Raw genomic sequence first — 2,759 nt, 5'->3', positions numbered from 1 at the left:
GGAGATATAAAATTATTTTATGTTCTATCATTCTTATTAGGTATTTCTTTTGGATTTTCTGGAGCTTGGGGAGCATATTATACAGAGTTATTCCCACAAAAATTCCGTTCTTTATCAGCTGGAATATCATTTAATGGTGGAAGAATAGTCTCAACATTTGCATTACCTATGATAGCAGGAGTAGCTGCAACAGCTTGGGGAATGAAAGGAGTTTTTACAATAGTTATGGTAGTAGCAATAATAGGAGCGGTAATTTGGTTCTTTCTCCCTGAAACTCTTGTAAAAAATAAAAATAAATAAATATGTCTAAATGAAAATTTAAAATAAAAGGAGAAAAAATATGAGCAAATATCAAAATGCAAAAAAAATAGTAAGGAATTATTTTGATGCTATGGAAAACGCAACGACTGAAACTGTTGTATCGGTATTAAAAGAACATACAGGGAAAGACTACAACTGGAAAGGAGTGTATCCTTTTAGAGAGCAAACTTCTATAGAATCAGTAGCTGAAAAATTCTGGATTCCACTAAAAAATTCATTGACTAGGATGCAGAGAAGGCAAGATATATTCATCGGAGGAACCAACGAAATAAGTGGTGAAGAATGGGTGATGTCAATGGGTCATTTCATGGGATTATTTGATAAAGAATGGTTAGGAATTAGGCCCACTGGAAAGATGATCAGTTTACGTTATGCTGAATTTAGTTGTGTAGAAGAAGGAAAAATAACTAAAACAGGTATATTTATTGATATAATTGGGTTTATGCAACAAGCAGGGGTCAATCCAATGCCTCCTTCTACAGGACAATATTTTATCTACCCAGGACCACGAAATCACAATGGACTTTTATTTGAAGATGCTCCTAAGCAAGATGGAATAGATACTCTTGCATTAGTTAATAAAATGGTAAATGATTTAACTGAATTAAATGAAAGTGGAGCTATGGGATGTCCTCCTGAAGTATTAGCAAAATCATGGTCTGAAGATATGATTTGGTATGGACCAGCAGGAATCGGAGCTAGTTATACTATTCCTAGATATCAAACACAACATCAACTTCCATTTAGAAATAACTTAACTGACAAGAAATTTAATGGACACGTTTGTAGATTTGCAGAAGGAGATTTTGCATGTTTCTTCGGTTGGCCTAACCTTTCAAATACTCCACTTGGAGGATTTTTAGGAATGCCTGGAGGAACTAATGCTGATATGCAAGTTGTAGATGTATATTGTAGAAATGGGGATAAACTTACTGAAAACTGGGTATTGATTGACTTACCGTATTGGTTAAAACAACAAGGATTAGATATTTTTGAAAGAACTCAACAAATAATGAATCCTAACCTATAATCTAAATAAAATAGGCTGACTTAGTGTCAGCCTATTTTATACTTATAATAAAGGAGGGAAAGAATGTCGCAAATTGATTTTATGATTGTTATATTTTATATGATTGGTATGATATTTATTGGTTATAAATTGGGGAAGAAAAATGAAACACAAGAAGATTATTTTTTGGCAGGAAGATCTATGCCATGGTTTCCTGTAGGATTATCAGTAGCTGCTACAATGATAAGTGCAAATGGTTTTGTAGGAGGACCCGGATGGGCATATAGTAGTGGAATCGGACCTTTTATGGTTAATATTACTGTTCCATTAGCTATAATGGCAGCTCTTTATACATTTATTCCTGTATTTTATAATCTTAAATTAACATCTGTATATGAATATATGGAGAAAAGATTAGGAGTTTATAGTAGAACTTTGACTGTGTTTGGATTTTTAATTAACTCTTTAATCCAAGTGAGTTCTATGGTTTATATTCCTGCTCTTATAATAAATAAATTTACTGATTTTGATATAAAAATAAGCGTAATAATAATAGTCGTTGTAGCTATAATTTATACTCTTTTAGGAGGAATAAAGGCGGTTATATGGACTGATGCAACTCAAATGGGAATATTATGGGGTGGTTTGATATTTGCATTTATCTTTATACTAAAAGCAACAGGTTTATCTATAGGGGAAACTTTTGTAATGGCAAGGGAAGCTGGGAAACTTCAAGCTATTGATTTTAGTTTTAATATAAGTTCTACAAATGGATTTTGGGCATCTCTTATAGGTGGGTTTATCATGTGGCTTCGGTATTTTGGATTAGATCAAGGACAGGTACAAAGGATCCTTACATCAAAATCATATAAAGGGGTAAAAAATTCATTTCTTGTAAGTGCGATTATCATGAATATAGTATATTTATCTTTTATGATACTAGGGGTAATGCTTTTTATTTATTATAAAGGAGCAAGTTTTAGTTCCTCTAACGATATAATGATAGATTTTTTATCCAATCATCTTCCTGTAGGAGTCGTAGGATTAATTATATCTGGGATATTTGCAGCGGCCATGTCTAGTATAGATTCTTTGCTTAATTCAATGACAACAGTTTACACAAAGGATATCCACGAAAGATTTATTTCTACTAAAGCAGATGTTACTTCACTAAAAAATACAATGATTATTTCTGTTGTTTTTGGTATACTTATAGTATTGTTTACATTAATAGGATTTTCAGGAACAATGAAATCTGTATTAGATGTTATTGGGAAATATATATCCTATATTTCTGGACCCATGTGTGGTGCATTTTTTCTAGCAATGTTTACAGTGAAAAGTAATGATAAAAGTGTTTCTATTGGTATAATAATTGGTATGGTTGTTACATTTTTAATAAGTCAACAAATAAATATTAGTTGGATAT

Annotated in this window: 3 protein-coding genes; all 3 read left to right on the top strand. The window is 31.8% G+C overall.

The annotated features are described in order from the left end of the window. Window positions 1-300: MFS transporter (locus WBG30_RS11445; protein ID WP_424504787.1), on the top strand; the 300-nt coding region annotated here is incomplete at its 5' end. A 40-nt stretch (window positions 301-340) separates the two neighbouring features. Then, on the top strand, window positions 341-1,351 hold the full coding sequence (locus tag WBG30_RS11440) for an ester cyclase (protein ID WP_424504786.1): 1,011 nt from the start codon (window positions 341-343) through the stop codon (window positions 1,349-1,351). 63 nt (window positions 1,352-1,414) lie between these two features. Beyond that, window positions 1,415-2,759: sodium:solute symporter family transporter (locus WBG30_RS11435; protein WP_424504785.1), on the top strand; the 1,345-nt coding region annotated here is incomplete at its 3' end.

This window comes from Psychrilyobacter sp. (genome assembly GCF_049671765.1).
Lineage (GTDB): Bacteria > Fusobacteriota > Fusobacteriia > Fusobacteriales > Fusobacteriaceae > Psychrilyobacter.
Note: the sequence above shows the minus strand (reverse complement) of the source record. Positions and strands in the feature narration are given on the sequence as shown.

Bases quoted from the DNA above. Each gene is read 5' to 3' on its own strand.
- WBG30_RS11440 (WP_424504786.1), top strand. From the start codon at position 341: ATGAGCAAATATCAAAATGCAAAAAAAATAGTAAGGAATTATTTTGAT.